The sequence below is a fragment of the Winogradskyella psychrotolerans genome, assembly GCF_018860565.1.
Classification (GTDB): Bacteria; Bacteroidota; Bacteroidia; order Flavobacteriales; family Flavobacteriaceae; genus Winogradskyella; species Winogradskyella damuponensis.
Map to the genome: position 1 here is coordinate 166,829 of NZ_JAHKPS010000013.1, position 16,884 is coordinate 183,712.

Genomic DNA, 16,884 nt, shown 5'->3' on the forward strand with positions numbered 1-16,884 from the left:
AAGGACGATTAATCTCATAACTTATTCTATTTTTGCGCCGAAATTAGGTTCTAGTCGTTAACCGATTAGATTAAAAGGGAATCAAGTGAAAAGAGGCACGATTAAAAACCGGAACTCTTCATTCTTGTACTGTTCCCGCAACTGTAAGCTTAGTCACATTAGTGTGATGCTTGTTATTACCTTCAATGTCACTGTCCTAAAACTTAGGGATGGGAAGACCAATAGCAAGACGCAAGTCAGGAGACCTGCCTAATTCAACAAAAAAATCAAACTTTCGGGATAAAAGTGATTGCAGAATGATACGTGTAGTACTCTTATTTTTATTGCTATTATTTGGTAGCGTTGCTAAGGCACAAACATCCACTGATTCTATTCAGAAACTGGATGAAGTTGTATTAAGTGATGTGAAATTAAAGCGCTTTGCTCATGGCTACAAAGTGACTGTGCTTAATGATTCTTTACTTCAACAAAATAGAAGCTCATTTACCGATATTTTACGTTTTAATTCCAATCTTTATTTTAAAGAGAATGGTTATGGTATGGTATCTTCTCCGTCATTTAGAGGCACTAATGCTTCACAAACGGCAGTGATATGGAATGGGATTTCTATTAATTCGCAACTCACGGGGCAAACGGATTTTAATACCATTAATACGAGTAATTTTAAAAATGTGGTGATACGTTCTGGTGGTGGATCCGTTCAATATGGTAGTGGTGCCATTGGTGGTAGTATCCATTTAAATAACACCTTAAGTTTTAGTCCTCATTTTGACAATACTGTAACCTTATCTTATGGAAGTTATAACACTAAAAATCTCAGTTATTTGTCGTCTTATGGCAAAGACAAATGGTCTTTTAATATCGGGCTGAATTATATTGATTCTGACAATGATTATAAATACCTAAATACAGACAAACGCAATACAAACGGAGCGTATTACAATGGAAGTATTAATGCTAACGTCGGTTATGTCTTATCCAATAAAGATGTCTTAAAACTTTATCATCAAACGTTTTTAGGAGAACGCGAATTTTCTGGAACCATAAGTTCACCTTCTTTAGCTAAATACGAGGATCAAAATTTTAGAACCATGTTAGAATGGTCGCGTCAAGGTGATAAAGCATTTTCGAAATTAAAAGTAGCACATTTACAAGAGCACTTTAAATATTTTGGAAATAAAAACACGGAGAATTATACCTTCGGAAAGGTAAATACTTACCTCATTAACTATACGGCAGATATTGATTTATTAACGGATTTAAAATTGAAACCGATAGTATCTTATAATTATTACGAAGGCAGTGGAAGTAGTTTTGGTGATCCTAACCGGAAAGAATTTTCAACGACAGCATTACTTCAATATACTCCTAATAAGAAATGGCAATATGGGTTAAATTTAAGACAGGATCTAACTTCAGGTTTTGAAAGTCCGTTGTTGTTTTCTTTTGATGTAGCCTATGAGGTTTCCAACAATTATAAATTAAAACTAAATGGGTCTAAAAACTACCGTGTACCTACATTTAACGATTTGTATTGGCAGCCTGGAGGTAATTTAGATTTAGTCCCCGAAAATTCTTATCAAATTGACTTAGGACAAGACATAACATATAAAAATGCTAAACTTAATCTAAACGCTTTTTATATAAAGACCACCGATCTTATCCAATGGAAACCTAATACTTCAGGATTTTGGAGTCCAGAAAACGTTGCTAAAACACAAAACTATGGTGCAGAAGCAAGCTTAGATGTTTCTAAAAAAATTAAGGAACACCATCTATCACTACAATTCAATTATGCGTATAACATTTCAGAAGATTTAGAAAGCAACAAACAATTAATTTATGTGCCTTACCATAAAGCCAATATAAACTTAGCTTATGCTTACAAACGGATGTCATTATTTCTTCAGCACTTATACACCGGAGAAGTATATACAACTCCAGAAAACTTATCTGGCAGATTTTACAGTGTAGAAGCCTATCAACTAACCAATTTGGGATTAAATTATCAACTCCTTAAAACAAATTCACAACAAATAGATATAAGCTTAAAAGTGAACAATCTATTTAATACCGTATACGAGAACGTGGCATTTAGACCCATGCCAGATCGTAATTTTAATTTTCAAATTCAATATAAATTTTAAACCAAGTACAATGAAAAAAATCATTTTATCAATTTTTGCAATGTCATTATTAATCGTGTCCTGTTCTAGCGACGATGATGCAACATCTTCTGAACCTTTGGGTGCTTATGAAAATGGAATTATAGTTAGTGGCGAAGGCGGACCGTCTTCTATTTCTTTTATTTCTGAAGATTTAATGACATCAGAAAACCAAATTTATTTTAATGTTAATAATGAAGCAACAGGTGTGTATTTACAATCTTTAGGCTTTAATGATGACAAGGCGTATATTGTAGTAGATGCAGGTACAATTACTGTAGTTAACCGTTATACTTTTGAAAAATTAGCGACGATTTCTACAGGATTATTAACACCAAGATATATTGCTTTTGCAAATGGTAAAGGCTATGTATCTAATTGGGGAGATCCTGTTGATGAAACTGATGATTTTGTTGCTGTGATAGACTTAACTTCTAATGAGATAATCAACACTATAGCTGTTGGTAATGGTCCAGAGCAAATTTTAGCTGTAGACGATTCAGTATATGTGTCTCATAAAGGAGCTTATGGTACAAATAATATTGTTTCAGTGATAAATACATCTTCAGATGCTCTAGCAACTACAATTACTGTACATGATAACCCAGATGAAATGATTGTGAATGACAATGGCGATTTAGTAGTTTTAAGTAGTGGAAAGCCAGCTTGGACAGGAGACGAAACTAAGGCTGCAATTACTAAAATAGATATGACAACAAATACGGTATCTACAGCATTAGAGTTTTCAGATGGACAACATCCTGAATTGATGATGTATTTAAATGGAAATCTTTATTACAACCTTGGAAATTCAGTTTTAAGTATAACAGATGATGCTACTGCTGTAACAACAACACCTCTTTTTTCAACAGGAGCTATTACGTTGTATGGAATGGCTGCAAAAGATGACCGTTTGTATTTTGCAGATGCTGTAGACTACAGCAGTGCAGGTCAGTTGTTTATTTTTGACGAAGCTAGCCATACGTTAATAAATAGTTTTAACGCACCTGTGGTTGCTTCAAAAATATATTTTAATTAAATATAGTTTCTAATAAGCAAAAAAAAGCCGCTTTTACATTTTGTAGAAGCGGCTTTTTCATTTTATGGCTGTAAAAAATTATTGTTTATAGGACGATCATCTACCATATCATAGAGAAAGGGATTTTCAATATTTTTTTGGTCTAAATGTTTTAATGGTCGTTGCGCAGAAATTGCTGAACGACCAAAACCTGTAATATCTGCAATAGCCTCTGCTAACAAGCGTTCATTAACATCACCAAGTTGTCCAAGGTCTTCATAGAGTTCTGTGATACCAAAGCCTTCTGTTGGACCAATACCATCGTAATAACTTGAAAATCCAGCTGAATTTTCTGCTTCATAAATTAAAGGTTGCATGGCATACGTATGGTTTGGATTAGCATTTTCTCTACCTAAATTTTCAGAATCATATATAGTCACTGATGCTTGAGGTTTACCTCTTGTGGTTGAACCAATTTGAACCACTTCGATATGAGAAGACAACCCGTTAATAACCAATTCACTTGCAGAAGCACTACTTCCTGTGGTAATAATATAAACCTTATTAAGATTTAAACTATTAATAGGCTGCTGATAGGTTATTTCATTATTTGTGTTTCGTTTAACCATTTCATCTACAAATCGGTTGATAAGAGATTCTGGATCATCTTGTTCTCTAGCCGCTTGAATTTCACTATTCCATTTTTCTTTAAAAAAGATGTCTCCAGTATTTTGACCAGTAATCATTGATGACAACCAAATAGCGGTACTCACACTTCCTCCACCATTATAACGTAAGTCTAAAACTAAATCAGAAACACCTGATGATTGAAATTCAGCAAAAACAGCATTAAGCTCATTAAGATTGGCATCTCCTATTCTAAAGCCGTTATACATTAAATGACCTATAGAATTCCCATCAATATTAAATACATTGTGAGTTAAAATAGGGTTTTCAGTATACTCTGTTTTTGTAATTGACACAGACTCACCATTACTTGTAATAATATCATCTGCTCGTGTTTCGGGTGTTCCATTATTATCATAGTTAGCCCAACCTACAGTATAAGATGTAGAACTCAATAAATTTCCATAATTGCCTGAGGTTAAAATGGTCCCATCAATTGTATTAAAAATCATCCCTCTTGTAATTCCTTTTGAAGCAGCATCAGAATTAGGTAAAACATAACGTACATAGCCTATGATATCATTAGCCGTATTTGGCAATTGTACTAAACCATATTTCATCCCATTACTAAGACTTGTGCCTTGCAGTAATTGCTCTAAATCGTAATAATTAGGGTAAATTCTACTAAACTCATCAACATCGTCTGGCAAATAAAGTAAGTCTTCAAATAAATCTTCAGGTGAAGAAAAATTATTTAGATACTCAGTATAAGTTTCACTTGAGTCAAAACGATCATTTGCTAAATCAGGAATATTGTCTTTATACACATAAACGGCATTCATGCCTTTCCATACAAAGTCATTAATATCTAATGTAGAAGCTCTAATGATATTATCATCAGCATCTTCAAAACAACTGGTTACTGAAACTAACATCAAACATGCCAGTAGTAAAACTTTCATTTTTTTTCTCACGACACAGGCATGTATGATGTGTTCGCAACAACTTTTTAAATTTCTCATATTTAATTTTTTCTTTTAATAGCAGTAGTTTACATATAAATGTAAAACTCTAAATTTACTGACATTATTATAAATAAAAAAACTTTGTAACAAAATCTAAAGTGTATCGTCGTAACAGTAGAAGGCAATTAATAATTGTTTTCGCCAATCAATCAAACTAATAATGAAACAAACTGATTTTGTAGAAATCGTGTTGCCATTTAAGGATAAAGTCTTTCGTTTAGCGAAACGATTACTAGTATCTCGTGAAGAAGCAGAAGATGCTACACAAGAAATATTGTTAAAATTATGGAAGAATAAAACAAAGATTGGTGACTATAAAAATGTAGAAGCGTTTTCAATGACCATGACCAAGAATTTTTGCTTGGATCGTTTAAAATCAAAACAAGCGCAGAATTTAAAAATTGTTCATAGTAATTACACGGATAATAACACCTCTTTACAAAAACAAGTAGAAGCTAAGGACAGTGTGGATTGGGTTTCTAAAATAATGGAAGACCTTCCTGAACAACAAAAAATAATAGTGCAATTAAGAGATATTGAAGAATACGATTTTGCAGAAATAGCAAAAATGCTAGACATGAACGAGACCGCAATACGCGTTAATTTATCAAGAGCACGAAAAACAATAAGAGAAAAATTAACTAATACACATCAACATGGTATTAAATAATATAGAAACATTACTAGAAAAGTATAACAATGCAGAGACAACGCTAAAGGAAGAAGCAGAATTAAAAGCGTATTTCTTAAGCGACAATGTGGCACCACATTTAGAGCATTACAAGCCTATGTTTCAATACTTTTCTGAATCAAAAAAAGAGCAGTACACCAAAGACGTTCCATTAAACACTAAGAAAACAAAATTGTATCAATGGATTTCTGTCGCAGCTGTGGCTATTCTTATGCTTGGTTTCTTTATTCCAAATTGGAATAGCGGGCCAAAAACTCTAGCAGATTATTCGCCAGAGGAACAACAAATGTATTTGGAAGCAAAAGAAGCTTTAGCAATGCTTTCAAATAATTTTAACGACGGAGCCTCTAGCTTAAAAACCTTAAGCTTAGCTTCAGAAAATTTTAATGTTGGTCTTGAAAAAGCCAATCATATCACAGAATTTAGTGAAACAACAAACAAATTATTAAAGAATTAGAAATCAAAATTTAAAAACAAGAACAATGAAAAATTTAAAAAATTTTCACGAATACCTAAAAAATAAAACAGCCATGAGTAAAAAAATAGTAGTCATCGTAGCAGCAATGCTTATATCAGTAACTGGATTTAGTCAAAGTGTATTTGATAAATATGAAGACCAAAAAGGAGTAGCTTCTGTTATTCTTAATGGGAAAATGTTTAAAATGTTAGCTACAATGGGTATAGATATAGATGACCCAGAAATGAAAGAATATGCTGAAATGGCAAACAATATTACAGGTTTTAAAGTATTCACTACCGGAGATACAAAAATAGCGGCAGACATGAATGCAACGGTTGCAAAATATTTAAAATCATCTGCATTAGAAGAACTTATGCGTATTAAAGATGGTGACCAAACCGTAAAATTTTATGTAAAAGAAGGAAAAGACGATAACCATGTAAAGGAATTATTAATGTTTATTACAGGTTTAAAAGAATTGACTAAAGATCAAAATATCGAAATTAATGGTAAAAAACGTGAGTTTGAAACTGTAGTAATGACCTTAACTGGCAATATAGACTTAAGACAAGTATCAAAAATCACTAACCAAATGGATATTCCAGGTGGTGAGCAGCTAAAGAAAGCAGGCGAAAAGAAAAACTAAAATTATGAGATAAGCATGCTAAAAGCCTTAATCATTTAATCAAATGACACATCGCAAACCGCATGAGTCCATAATAAAAACAAAAATATAAACTCATGAAACAATCAATCAAAAAATCAATAGTAATGTTGCTTTTGGTTACAGCTTTTACCAGCTGTAATCAAGAGACTTCATTACAAACCTATTACGTAGATAACGAGTTAAAGCCTGGCTTTGCTTCATTTGATGTCCCAACAAGTTTAGTTAATGTTGAAGACGTAGACATGACTGAAGAACAGAAAGAAGCATACAATTCTGTAGATAAATTAAATGTGCTTACCTACATGAAAGAAGACACAGATGCTTCAGAATATGAGCTAGAATTAGAAAAGGTAAACACCATTTTAAAAAATCCTAAATACGAAGAATTAATACGTGGAGGCAATACAACTGACGGAAAATTTGTAGTAAAATTTCTAGGTGAAATAGATCAAATAGATGAACTCATCATATTTGGAAACATTGAAAATAAAGGCTTTATGATTGCAAGAATTTTAGGTGATAATATGAATGCCGGTAAACTTATGACTTTAAGTTCTGTTTTAGAGCAAGCCAATTTTGAAGACTCAAACCTAAAGAGTTTAACTGACTTTTTTAAATAAAATTTGAATACACTGACACAAACCAAATAGAATTTAATTTGGTATGTATTTAAATGTTAATAAGAATCATCCTGAGGCTTGTCTTCTGGATGATTTTTTTTGGTTTCATTTTTTAAAGCATAACCAAGAGCAAAAATAAAAAGCAATACAAAACCTATAAGCAATACCGTTTTAACAATAAGATAGTCTAACACATTTAATAAACCTGAAACAAACATGCTTAAGGTTAAAATGGTTACTGCTGTTAAAGCAATACTATCTTTAGTTGTTGGTATAAATTTCACAGGTCTAAAACAATTAGATTCCGGTATAATTACTTGGTGTTATAGCTTTTAATTCAGATTTAATAGCTTCAGAAACCTCTAAGGTATCAATAAAATTTGAAATAGACGTTTGGGTAATCGCTTCATTAGTTCTTGTTAACCCTTTTAAAGCTTCATAAGGATTAGGGTAACTTTCACGTCTTAAAATGGTCTGAATCGCTTCTGCAACCACAGCCCAATTATTTTCTAAATCTTGAGCAAATTTAGACTCATTCAACAATAATTTATTTAAGCCTTTAACTGTAGATTTAAAGGCTATAAGTGTATGTCCAAAAGGCACACCAACATTTCTTAAAACCGTACTATCCGTTAAATCACGTTGCAATCTAGAAATTGGTAATTTTGTAGATAGGTGTTCAAAAATAGCATTTGCAATACCTAAATTACCTTCACTATTTTCAAAATCTATTGGATTTACTTTATGTGGCATTGCTGAACTTCCAACTTCACCAGCTTTAATTTTTTGCTTAAAATAATCCATCGATACATACGTCCAAATGTCCCTATCTAAATCGATAATAATGGTATTTATACGTTTTAAACCATCAAACAATGCTGCTGCATGATCGTAATGCTCTATTTGTGTGGTTGGAAATGAATGCTGTAAACCTAATTTTTCTTGTACAAATTTAGTTCCAAAGGCTTTCCAATCAATATTAGGGTAAGCTACTTTATGAGCGTTAAAATTACCTGTTGCTCCACCAAATTTAGCGGCACTAGGCACATCGTTTAATAAGTTAAACTGCTCTTTTAATCTTACTGCAAAAACTTCAATCTCTTTACCTAAACGTGTCGGTGAAGCTGGCTGACCATGTGTTCTAGCTAACATTGGGATATCTGCCCAATCTTTTGCCAAATCTTCTATCTTTTGTAATAATGAACGATATTCAGGTACGTATACATCATTCATGGCATCCTTTATACTTAAAGGAATTGCTGTATTATTAATATCTTGAGACGTTAATCCAAAATGAATAAACTCTTTATATGCCGATAAACCTAATGCTTCAAATTTTTCCTTAATAAAATACTCAACAGCTTTTACGTCGTGATTAGTTACTTTTTCAATGTCCTTAATTGCAGAAGCATCAACAGCTGTAAAATTCTTATAAATAGCTCTCAAATCTTCAAAAACAGCGTTTGAAACCGATTCTAATTGTGGCAATGGTAATTCACAAAGCGCAATAAAATATTCGATTTCTACTAAAACACGATATTTTATTAGTGCTTCTTCTGAAAAATAATCTTTTAATTTTTCTACTTTAGATCGGTATCTACCATCAATTGGTGAAATTGCATTAAGAGGTGAAAGTGCCATTTATGTTGATTTTTTTGAAGCATCAAATATAAGAAAGTTAGTTAAGAGTTAGCCGTTCTGAATTAAGAGTTTTTAAAGTTTCTAGAAGCATTACCTTCTTTAGTTTTTAGCACTTAACTTTCTAAAATTCAACTTCTAAAACCAGATGCTTTATAAAATAATTCAATCTTAGCTCATGTTTTATAAGTTTAACATCAAAACTTAGAGAAAGAATTTATGCTTTTGAGCTTCCAACTAAATCCTTCATTCTTCAAGCTAAAAATGTATCTTTGATAAATTTCAATTTTAAACATGAACGATACCATTATTCTTATCATTACCATTTTCATTTCCGCTGGAATTGGAGCTTTTATAGGCCTTAAATTTTCGCAATTAAAAAGTAAAAGTGACAAAAGTACTTTAGAAGAACGCAATACTAATCTTCAGCAGCAATTCAATGAATTTAAAACCTATTCTGAAGCCGAAAACCAAAAACAAGACCAATACTTTACACAGCAATTAACGGAGTTAAAAGAAACCATTTCTAAAATTGAAAGTGAGCGTGAAGCCATTAGACGAGAAAAAGACTTTTTAAACACAGAACTTTCTAGACGTAATTCGGAATACGAAAATCTTGAAAAAGCAAACTTAAAACGCGACGAAGAATTAGCAGAACAACAAGAACAATTGCGAAAGGATTTTGAATTAATGGCTTCTAAAATCTTAGATGAAAAATCCGAAAAATTTACACTTCAGAATAAAGAAAACATTAAGAATATTTTAAATCCGCTAGAGGAAAAAATCAAAACATTTGAAAAGAAAGTTGAAGATACACAAAAGGAAAGTATCAGTATGCATTCCGCTTTAAAAGAACAGTTGTTAGGCTTAAAAGATCTTAACCAACAAATGGCAAAAGAAGCGACTAACCTTACAAGAGCCTTAAAAGGCGATAGTAAAACGCAAGGAAATTGGGGCGAATTAGTGCTAGAACGTGTCTTAGAAAAATCGGGTTTAGAAAAAGACCGTGAGTATTTTGTACAACAAAATTTTCAGCGCGAAGATGGTTCTCGAGTAATGCCAGATGTAGTATTACATCTTCCAGATTCTAAAAAAATGATTATCGATTCTAAAGTGTCACTAACTGCTTACGAACAGTTTGTAAACGCCGAAGAAGACCAACGTCCTATCTTTTTAAAAGCGCATGTTAATTCTATAAAAAAGCACGTCGATCAGCTTTCTGCCAAAAATTATCAGGATTTATATGATATTGAATCTCCAGATTTTGTATTAATGTTTATTCCTATTGAACCTGCTTTTGCAGTCGCTATAAATGACGACAATTCATTATATAATAAAGCCTTTGAACAAAACATAGTCATTGTTACACCTTCTACACTTTTAGCGACGTTACGTACAATTGACACAATGTGGAATAACGAAAAACAACAACAAAATGCTTTAGAAATTGCCAAACAAGCCGGAGCACTCTATGATAAATTTGAAGGTTTAGTAACTGATTTAACTGGTGTTGGTAAAAAGATTGATGCTGCTAAAAGTGACTATTCTGCTGCTATGAATAAATTAGTAGATGGCAAAGGTAACCTTATTTCTCGTGTAGAAAAAATCAAAAAAATGGGTGCTAAAGCCAAGAAAGCGCTTCCTGAAAGTATTATTAAACGTGCTACAGAAGATGATTAATAATAAAAGCATAGCAGTTATAACAGGTGATATAATTAATTCTAGAACAAAAACAAATCCTAACATTTGGATTGAGCCTCTAAAAGATGCTTTAAGTTATTTACAACATAACACCTCTAAATGGCAAATTTTCAGAGGTGATAGTTTTCAAATTGAATTTGAATCTTATCATAATTGTTTAAATGCAACAGCATACATAAAATCTTGCATTAAATCCATTAAAGGTCTAGATGTTCGCATAGCAATAGGTATTGGAAAAAAATCTTATGAAGGAAAGAATGTTAGTGAATCAAATGGTGAAGCATTTATTTATTCTGGCGAAATTTTTGAAAAACTTAAAAAAGAGAAACAAAACATAAAACTTAAAACAAAAGACGAGTATCTTAATAAAGAAGTTAACCTTTATTTTAAGTTAGCACTTATTGCTATGGACAACTGGACTGTAAACTCTGCTCAGATTATAAAACTATCTTTAGAAAATCCTAATATGATTCAATCGGAATTAGCCAGTATTATTGGAATCAGTCAAGATGCAGTAAGCAAAAGAAAAAAACGAGCATATTTAAATGAAATACTAGAGCTAAATAATATTTTAAATCACAAATTAAAAAACCTTAAGCAATGATAATTCTATTAAAACTATTACTAGCACATATTTTAGGTGATTTCATTTTGCAACCAAATTCTTGGGCTAAGGATAAGAGAAAAAACAAAATTAAATCCCCTAAGTTATATTTTCACATATTAGTTCACTTAATTATTACTACACTTTTACTTTGGGATTTAAAATTATGGCCAATTATTGTTTTTATTATTTGTCTACACTTTTTAATTGATGTTTTAAAAATATATATGCTAAATAAAGAAAACGAAGTATTTCTTTTCTTTATTGATCAAGCACTACACTTATTAGTAATTTTTGCTGCATTGCACTTATTTACTGATTTACCGTTAATAAAAACTGAATTTAAAATAGAGGAAATTCTATTATTTATAATTTGCTTGTTGTTTCTTACAAAGCCTGTATCTGTTATTATGAGTAATTTATTACTAAAAGACATCATGGATGACCTTAAAACTGAGCATAAATCTATAAAATATGCTGGTCATTATATTGGAGTACTTGAGCGGACATTAGTCTTTCTGTTTATGATTTGTGGTCAATGGGAGGCCGTTGGCTTTTTAATAACGGCTAAATCTGTTTTTAGCTTTGGTAATTTATCGGCATCAAAAGATAGAAGACTTACCGAATACATTTTAATAGGTACATTAATCAGTTTTGGCATTGCTATAATTACTAGTTTACTATACTTAAATCTTATCAATTATGTTTAAAACTACGGAAGATTCTAGAATTCAGATTTCAGAATTAATGAAACCATCCTATGCTAATTTTGGAGGAAAAATTCACGGAGGTTATATCTTAAGTTTAATGGATAATGTTGCTTTTGCTTGCGCTTCAAAACATTCTCGTAGCTATTGCGTCACGGCCTCTGTTAATAAGGTTAACTTTTTAAACCCAATTGAAGTTGGCGAATTAGTAACCATGAAAGCTTCTGTTAACTATGTGGGTAAATCATCTATGGTTGTAGGTATAAGAGTAGAATCTGAAAATATTAGAACAGGCGAAAAGAAACACTGTAATTCTTCCTATTTTATTATGGTTGCTGTAGATGAAGACGGAAATACAGTTACAGTTCCAGGTTTAATTCTAACTAATAAATTAGCCGCCAAGCGTTTTATTAAATCTATAATTAGACGAGACAGTGATACCAAACGAAGTGCCGACTTAGAGAACCTTTATAAAAATGTAGACCAGCACTTAGAACAATTAAAGGATTATCGTGTAAAACTTGATTTTTAATAAAAAAAAAGCTGCTTCCTTTTGATGATTATCAAGATTAAAGCAGCTCTTTATTTGTTTTTTGTATTCCTTTATTGCTTGATAAAGCGTTTGGTTTGTGATTCTTTTTCGTTTGAAATTTTCACAAGATATACTCCAGTTTTCCAATTAGAAACATCTACTGATGCTTCCAATTTAGTAATTGTACTTTTATGAATACGCTTACCTAAAACATCAAATACTTCGAGTGTCATATTTTCAGATGACGCAGGCAATTTAATATTTAACTTATTTTTTGAAGGATTCGGTGAAATTTTAAAACCTTCATCTTGATATAAAGCAATATTTTCACTTAAATCATATATATAATTAGCGTTTTCTATAAACTTAACATCACCATTTACATTCCATGTCGCATTTGCAGACATAGTACTAAAAGTGAATACCGATATAAAAATGAGTAGTAATTTTTTCATATAATTTGGGCCTTATTATAGCTAAGTTAGTAATTATTAATGAATAACACTATACACTTCATCGAAAACTATGCCAATTACTTACTTAAATACATTTTTCTTCTTGCATATAAATCATAAAACTGATCGTCCTTTAAACTATCAATAAATAAGATACTTTCTCCCGTACTTTTCATTTCTGGTCCCAATTGTTTATTTACGTTTGGAAACTTATTAAATGAAAATACAGGTTGTTTTATAGCGTAACCTTCTAATTGTGGTTTAAAGTCAAAGTCTGTTACTTTTTTCTCACCTAACATTACTTTAGTAGCGTAGTTTACATAAGGTTCTTTGTAAGCTTTTGCAATAAAAGGCACTGTACGAGAAGCTCTTGGGTTAGCCTCAATGATATAAACAACATCATCTTTTATCGCAAATTGAATATTAATTAAACCAATAGTATCTAATGCTCTAGCAATAGTGTGTGTATGATCTATAATTTGTTGCATTACCAAATCACCTAAATTAAAAGCTGGCAATAATGCATTACTGTCACCTGAATGAATTCCACAAGGCTCAATATGCTCCATTATTCCAATGATATACACATTACCATCGGCATCACAAATAGCATCAGCTTCGGCTTCAATAGCGCCATCTAGATAATGATCTAATAACAATTTATTTCCAGGAATAGATTTTAATAAATCTATAACATGAGATTCTAATTCCTGCTTATTAATCACAATTTTCATCCCTTGTCCTCCTAATACATATGAAGGTCTAACCAATATTGGAAAATCTAAAACATCTGCAATAGCTAAAGCTTCATCAGCAGATTCTGCAACGTCAAATTCTGGATAAGGAATATTGTTCTCTTTTAATATGTTTGAAAAACTACCTCTATCTTCAGCTAAATCTAAAGATTGGTAACTAGTTCCCATAATTTTGATACCATAACGCTCTAATTTTTCAGCAAGTTTTAAAGCGGTTTGTCCACCTAATTGCACAATAACACCTTCTGGTTTCTCATGCTGAATGATATCATAGATATGCTCCCAGAAAACAGGCTCAAAATATAATTTATCTGCGATATCAAAATCGGTAGACACCGTTTCAGGATTACAGTTAATCATTATGGTTTCATAGCCACATTCAGCTGCTGCCAAAACACCATGCACACAGCAGTAATCAAACTCAATACCTTGCCCAATTCGGTTTGGCCCAGAACCTAAAACAATAATTTTCTTTTTATCTGAAACAATACTTTCGTTTTGTACATACACTTTCCCGTCTGCTGTTTCAACCTCACTTTCAAAAGTTGAATAATAATATGGTGTTTGTGCTTTAAATTCTGCCGCACAAGTATCTACCAATTTAAACACACGGTTAATATTAAGTTCTTTTCGCTTATTATAAACCTGACTTTCTAAACAACTCAACATATGTGCTATTTGTCTATCACCATAGCCTTTCTGTTTCGCTTCTAGTAATAATTCGCGTTCAATAGTTTCTATTTTGAATTGAGAAATTTCTCTTTCAAGTTGAAATAATTCTTCATACTGCTTTAAAAACCACATATCAATTTTTGTGATTTCATGAATACGGCTTAACGGAATTCCCATAGCAACAGCATCATAAATCACAAATACGCGATCCCAACTTGCATGCGTTAATTTTTCAATAATAGTATCGTAATCTTTATATCCCTTTCCGTCTGCTCCTAAACCATTTCTTTTAATCTCAAGTGATTGTGTTGCTTTGTGTAATGCTTCTTGAAATGATCGGCCAATAGACATCACCTCACCAACGGCTTTCATCTGTAAACCTAAAGTACGATCTGAACCTTCAAATTTATCAAAATTCCAACGTGGAATCTTAACGACTACGTAATCTAAGGTAGGCTCAAATAAGGCTGATGTAGATTTTGTAATCTGATTATCTAATTCATCTAAATTATAACCTATAGCTAATTTTGCTGCAATTTTAGCAATAGGATACCCTGTTGCTTTACTTGCTAATGCAGAAGAACGCGATACTCTCGGATTAATTTCAATAGCGATGATTTCCTCTTCATCATCAGGACTTACAGCAAACTGCACATTACAACCACCTGCAAAATCACCAATACTGCGCATCATGTGAATAGCCATGTCTCGCATTTTCTGAAACGTTTTATCAGATAAGGTCATTGCTGGGGCAAGAGTAATAGAATCTCCTGTATGAATTCCCATCGGATCCATATTTTCAATTGTACAGATAATAACTACATTATCGTTTTTATCACGTAATAATTCTAATTCGTATTCTTTCCAACCAATAAGAGCTTTATCAATCATAACCTCATGAATTGGAGATACTTCCAATCCGCGTGTTAACATCTGGTCAAAATCTTCTTCTTTATAAACAAAAGAAGCTCCTTCTCCTCCTAAAGTATAAGATGCTCTAATAACTAGCGGAAAACCAAACTCTTGTGCAATCTCTTTTCCTTTAAGGTAAGAGGTTGCAGTTGCTTGAGGTGCCATACCAACACCTATTTTTAACATTAACTCTCTAAACTGCTCTCTGTCTTCAGTGATATTAATGGCATCAATATCTACACCTATAATATCTACTCCAAAATCTTCCCAAATGCCTTTTTCATCGGCTTCAATACACAAGTTTAAAGCAGTTTGTCCTCCCATAGTTGGCAAAACAGCATCAATCTGAGGATGTTCTTTTAATATTTTTACTAAAGATTTTGTTGTTAATGGCAACAAATAAACATGATCTGCCATAGTAGGATCTGTCATTATTGTTGCAGGGTTAGAATTGATTAAAATCGTTTCAATTCCATCCTCTCGTAATGAGCGTAGTGCTTGAGAACCTGAGTAATCAAATTCGCAGGCTTGACCAATTACAATAGGACCTGAGCCGATTAGTAATACTGATTTTATGTTGTTGTTTTTAGGCATGAGACTTTATATTTGATGATCTAGTATATTTTTTTGCAGTGCAAAAGTAGTTAAGAAATGGATACAAAAAAAGGCGTTACACCTAAGTAACGCCTCTAATATATTAACAATTGTTAATCATTATTTTTTATGTCTTGATTCAGTTGAAACAGACAATTTCTTTCTTCCTTTAGCTCTTCTACGTGCTAAAACTTTTCTTCCGTTAACAGAAGCCATTCTTTCTCTGAAACCGTGTTTGTTTCTTCTCTTTCTTTTTGACGGTTGAAACGTTCTTTTTGGCATGTCTTATATTTTTAAAAACTAATATTCCTTTTATATGATCTAAGTTGAGAGCTATCTCAAAACTGCGTGCAAATATACAACAAGTTTTTACTTTAGCAAATAGCAAAAGATTTTTTTTGAATAGATTTTAAACTCTTTGTTTTTATTACCTTTGCGCTCTGCAAAAACACACATAAATATGTTTAATAAAAATATAAAATTAGTCATTTTCGCATTAATAATAGGTTATGCGATATATCAATTCACTGAAGGTTACATTGGAAATGGTATAATGTACATATTACTTTCTACCATATTCATTTTTCTTTACTTTAAAAATGAAATGATTTTACTCGCTTTTTTAAAATTAAGAAAGCAAGATTTTGCGGGAGCAAAGAAATGGTTAGATAAAATTAAAAATCCTGAAGGTGCTTTAGTAAAGAAACAACAAGGTTATTTAAATTACCTCAATGGTATTATGGTTTCTCAAACCAATATGAATGAAGCCGAAGCTTATTTTAAGAAAGCGATTAGTTTAGGTTTATCTATGGATCATGATTTGGCTATGGCAAAATTAAATTTAGCTGGTATTGCTTTTTCTAAACGAAGAAAACCTGAAGCACAGAAATTATTAGCTGAAGCTGAAAAGTTAGATAAAAGAGATATGCTTGCTGAACAAATAAAAATGATGAAGCAGCAAATGAAAAAAGCGGTTATACCTAAACAACAATACGGCCAACCGACTTCAGCTAGACAGAATCGTAGAAGTAGACGTTAATT

Annotated in this window: 17 protein-coding genes and 1 riboswitch; of the genes, 11 read left to right on the plus strand and 6 right to left on the minus strand. The window is 31.8% G+C overall.

Annotated elements, in window-relative coordinates:
- Positions 1-28: 28 nt before the first annotated feature.
- A riboswitch (cobalamin riboswitch) is annotated at positions 29-267 on the plus strand.
- A gap of 29 nt (positions 268-296) precedes the next feature.
- Together KO504_RS05340 and KO504_RS05345 are read left to right on the plus strand one after the other, a co-directional pair.
- Positions 297-2,147, plus strand: coding sequence for a TonB-dependent receptor plug domain-containing protein (locus KO504_RS05340; RefSeq protein ID WP_215925294.1), 1,851 nt, complete (start codon positions 297-299; stop codon positions 2,145-2,147).
- Positions 2,148-2,157: 10 nt separating this feature from the next.
- Positions 2,158-3,204 carry a YncE family protein gene (locus KO504_RS05345; RefSeq protein WP_215925295.1) on the plus strand — a complete coding sequence of 349 codons (1,047 nt, stop codon included), beginning with the start codon at positions 2,158-2,160 and terminating at the stop codon, positions 3,202-3,204.
- A 62-nt stretch (positions 3,205-3,266) separates the two neighbouring features.
- On the opposite strand, the gene KO504_RS05350 is transcribed toward KO504_RS05345, so the two are convergent.
- Positions 3,267-4,772 carry a S41 family peptidase gene (locus KO504_RS05350; RefSeq protein ID WP_215925296.1) on the minus strand — a complete coding sequence of 502 codons (1,506 nt, stop codon included), beginning with the start codon at positions 4,770-4,772 and terminating at the stop codon, positions 3,267-3,269.
- Positions 4,773-4,995: 223 nt separating this feature from the next.
- Here KO504_RS05350 and KO504_RS05355 point away from each other — a divergent pair, with 223 nt between their 5' ends.
- The 4 genes from KO504_RS05355 to KO504_RS05370 all read left to right on the plus strand — a co-directional run bounded on the left by KO504_RS05355 (position 4,996) and on the right by KO504_RS05370 (position 7,273).
- Positions 4,996-5,505 carry an RNA polymerase sigma factor gene (locus KO504_RS05355; protein ID WP_215925297.1) on the plus strand — a complete coding sequence of 170 codons (510 nt, stop codon included), beginning with the start codon at positions 4,996-4,998 and terminating at the stop codon, positions 5,503-5,505.
- On the plus strand, positions 5,492-5,983 hold the full coding sequence (locus tag KO504_RS05360) for a hypothetical protein (RefSeq protein WP_215925298.1): 492 nt from the start codon (positions 5,492-5,494) through the stop codon (positions 5,981-5,983). Before KO504_RS05355 ends, KO504_RS05360 begins: the two co-directional genes overlap by 14 nt.
- Positions 5,984-6,008: 25 nt before the next feature.
- Complete coding sequence (locus tag KO504_RS05365) at positions 6,009-6,632, plus strand: DUF4252 domain-containing protein (protein WP_252723623.1); 624 nt, start codon at positions 6,009-6,011, stop codon at positions 6,630-6,632.
- A gap of 95 nt (positions 6,633-6,727) precedes the next feature.
- Positions 6,728-7,273 carry a DUF4252 domain-containing protein gene (locus KO504_RS05370; protein WP_215925299.1) on the plus strand — a complete coding sequence of 182 codons (546 nt, stop codon included), beginning with the start codon at positions 6,728-6,730 and terminating at the stop codon, positions 7,271-7,273.
- A 56-nt stretch (positions 7,274-7,329) separates the two neighbouring features.
- Here KO504_RS05370 and KO504_RS05375 read toward each other — a convergent pair whose 3' ends face one another.
- Complete coding sequence (locus tag KO504_RS05375; protein WP_215925300.1) at positions 7,330-7,557, minus strand: hypothetical protein; 228 nt, start codon at positions 7,555-7,557, stop codon at positions 7,330-7,332.
- Between the two features lie 13 nt (positions 7,558-7,570).
- Positions 7,571-8,914, minus strand: a complete 1,344-nt coding sequence (gene purB / locus KO504_RS05380) for an adenylosuccinate lyase (protein WP_215925301.1) — start codon at positions 8,912-8,914, stop codon at positions 7,571-7,573.
- Between the two features lie 291 nt (positions 8,915-9,205).
- On the opposite strand from purB, the gene rmuC reads away from it, so the two are divergent.
- The 4 genes from rmuC to KO504_RS05400 are packed head-to-tail and all read left to right on the plus strand — an operon-like array spanning position 9,206 to position 12,455.
- Positions 9,206-10,591 (plus strand): DNA recombination protein RmuC, encoded by a 1,386-nt coding sequence (gene rmuC, locus KO504_RS05385; protein WP_215925302.1) that lies wholly within the window; start codon positions 9,206-9,208, stop codon positions 10,589-10,591.
- Positions 10,584-11,216 carry a SatD family protein gene (locus tag KO504_RS05390; RefSeq protein WP_215925303.1) on the plus strand — a complete coding sequence of 211 codons (633 nt, stop codon included), beginning with the start codon at positions 10,584-10,586 and terminating at the stop codon, positions 11,214-11,216. Before rmuC ends, KO504_RS05390 begins: the two co-directional genes overlap by 8 nt.
- Positions 11,213-11,926, plus strand: coding sequence for a DUF3307 domain-containing protein (locus tag KO504_RS05395; protein ID WP_215925304.1), 714 nt, complete (start codon positions 11,213-11,215; stop codon positions 11,924-11,926). Before KO504_RS05390 ends, KO504_RS05395 begins: the two co-directional genes overlap by 4 nt.
- Complete coding sequence (locus tag KO504_RS05400) at positions 11,919-12,455, plus strand: acyl-CoA thioesterase (protein ID WP_215925305.1); 537 nt, start codon at positions 11,919-11,921, stop codon at positions 12,453-12,455. Before KO504_RS05395 ends, KO504_RS05400 begins: the two co-directional genes overlap by 8 nt.
- Before the next feature lie 71 nt (positions 12,456-12,526).
- Here KO504_RS05400 and KO504_RS05405 read toward each other — a convergent pair whose 3' ends face one another.
- The 3 genes from KO504_RS05405 to rpmH form a co-directional block, all read right to left on the minus strand.
- Entirely contained in the window at positions 12,527-12,910 is a 384-nt protein-coding gene (locus tag KO504_RS05405) for a T9SS type A sorting domain-containing protein (RefSeq protein WP_215925306.1), read from the minus strand.
- A 77-nt stretch (positions 12,911-12,987) separates the two neighbouring features.
- Positions 12,988-15,843, minus strand: coding sequence for a carbamoyl-phosphate synthase large subunit (carB, locus tag KO504_RS05410; protein WP_215925307.1), 2,856 nt, complete (start codon positions 15,841-15,843; stop codon positions 12,988-12,990).
- Positions 15,844-15,963: 120 nt separating this feature from the next.
- Entirely contained in the window at positions 15,964-16,125 is a 162-nt protein-coding gene (gene rpmH / locus KO504_RS05415) for a 50S ribosomal protein L34 (RefSeq protein WP_115818167.1), read from the minus strand.
- 178 nt (positions 16,126-16,303) lie between these two features.
- On the opposite strand from rpmH, the gene KO504_RS05420 reads away from it, so the two are divergent.
- Complete coding sequence (locus tag KO504_RS05420; RefSeq protein WP_215925308.1) at positions 16,304-16,882, plus strand: DUF2892 domain-containing protein; 579 nt, start codon at positions 16,304-16,306, stop codon at positions 16,880-16,882.
- Positions 16,883-16,884: the final 2 nt, after the last annotated feature.